The following is a 1,409-nucleotide window of genomic DNA, read 5'->3' as shown; positions in this document are numbered from 1 at the left end:
GGGACCGTGATCACGGTCCCCGCCAGTCGCTGGGGACCGACAGCCCCGGAGCGGGAACCGCACAGCAGAAGGGGACCGGTCCCGTCGACGCACGGGGACCGGATCACGAGGTCGGTCCCCGGCCTCCTCGGGGACCGGCAGACCTCGGGGAACAGGGTTCCGGTGAGGGTGCGGAACTGCTGGATGAATTGCGGGCGGCGATCGGCAAGTACGTCGTGCTGCCCAGCGAGGAGGCGCTGACCGCGGTCACCCTGTGGGTGGCGGCTACGCACATCCAGACCGTTCTGCAGCACGCGCCGCGACTGGCGGTCGTCGGCCCGACGAAGGGATGCGGCAAGTCCCGGGTTCTGGACGTGCTCCACGAGACCGTCCACCAGTCGATCATGACGGTGAACATGTCCACGGCGGTGCTCTTCCGCGTCATCGGCAAGAACCCGCGCACGATCCTCGTGGACGAGGCCGATGCCATCTTCAGCAAGGCCGGCGACAACGAGGAACTGCGCGGCCTGTTGAACGCCGGACACCAGCGCAACCGGCCCGCCTGGCGCATCTCCGGACCGGAGCACAAGCCGACCCCGTATCCGACCTTCGCCATGGCCGCACTGGCCTCAATCGGCGACCTGCCCGACACGATCACGGACCGGGCGGTCGTGCTCCGCATGCAAAAGCGCAAGCCGGGCGAGAAGGTGACCCCGTTCCGCTCGCGTTACGCCACACCGGAGCTGAACGCGGTGCGGGACAAGCTGGCCGCCTGGCTGGGCCCGCTGCGCGGCACGGCCAGCCGCATGGCGCCAACGATGCCTGTCGAGGACCGGGCGGCGGACACCTGGGAACCGCTGGTCCTCATCGCCGACCTGGCCGGCGGCCACTGGCCCGCCAGTGCGCGTGCAGCCTGCGTGGCGATGACCCGCTACGAGGCCGTCCAAGACGAGCAGACCAACCTGAAGACGCGGCTGCTGCGCGACATCCACCGCATCTTCCAGGCACACGGCAACCCCGAAGCCATGCCCTCCCTGGATCTGGTCACCGCCCTGCTCCAGGACCCCGACGCCCCCTGGGCGGAACACGGCACCAAGGGACTCAACGCCCACCACCTGGGCAACATGCTGCGGGACTTCGGCATCAGCCCGGCCAACTACCGCTTCGACAAGGGCAGGCAGGCCAAGGGGTACGCCCGAAACCGGTTCCTCGACAGCTGGGCCCGGCACTGCCCCGACCTCACCGAGACGGCACCCGCCCCCGCGCACGACGCCACACCTGCGCACCGGGCCCAGGGCAAGCCGCCCGCCGCCCCGGCGGGCCAGCTGCCCATCGGCCCGCCCGGCGGCCCCGCCGGCCCCAAGCCCGCCCGCTGACCCGCCTCCCCCAGGGTCCGTATCAATGCGTCGCATCCGTCCCCGCGCAGGTCA

General features: G+C 71.0%; 1 protein-coding gene. It reads left to right on the top strand.

Annotated features, from left to right (window positions below; translation table 11 throughout):
• The first annotated feature begins 188 nt into the window (after window positions 1–188).
• Window positions 189–1,355 (top strand): DUF3631 domain-containing protein, encoded by a 1,167-nt coding sequence (locus BZL64_RS38545; protein WP_086773538.1) that lies wholly within the window; start codon window positions 189–191, stop codon window positions 1,353–1,355.
• The last annotated feature ends 54 nt before the right edge of the window (window positions 1,356–1,409 follow it).

Origin of the sequence: Streptomyces bobili (genome assembly GCF_002154575.1) — a bacterium.
Lineage (GTDB): Bacteria > Actinomycetota > Actinomycetes > Streptomycetales > Streptomycetaceae > Streptomyces > Streptomyces bobili.
Note: the sequence above shows the minus strand (reverse complement) of the source record. Positions and strands in the feature narration are given on the sequence as shown.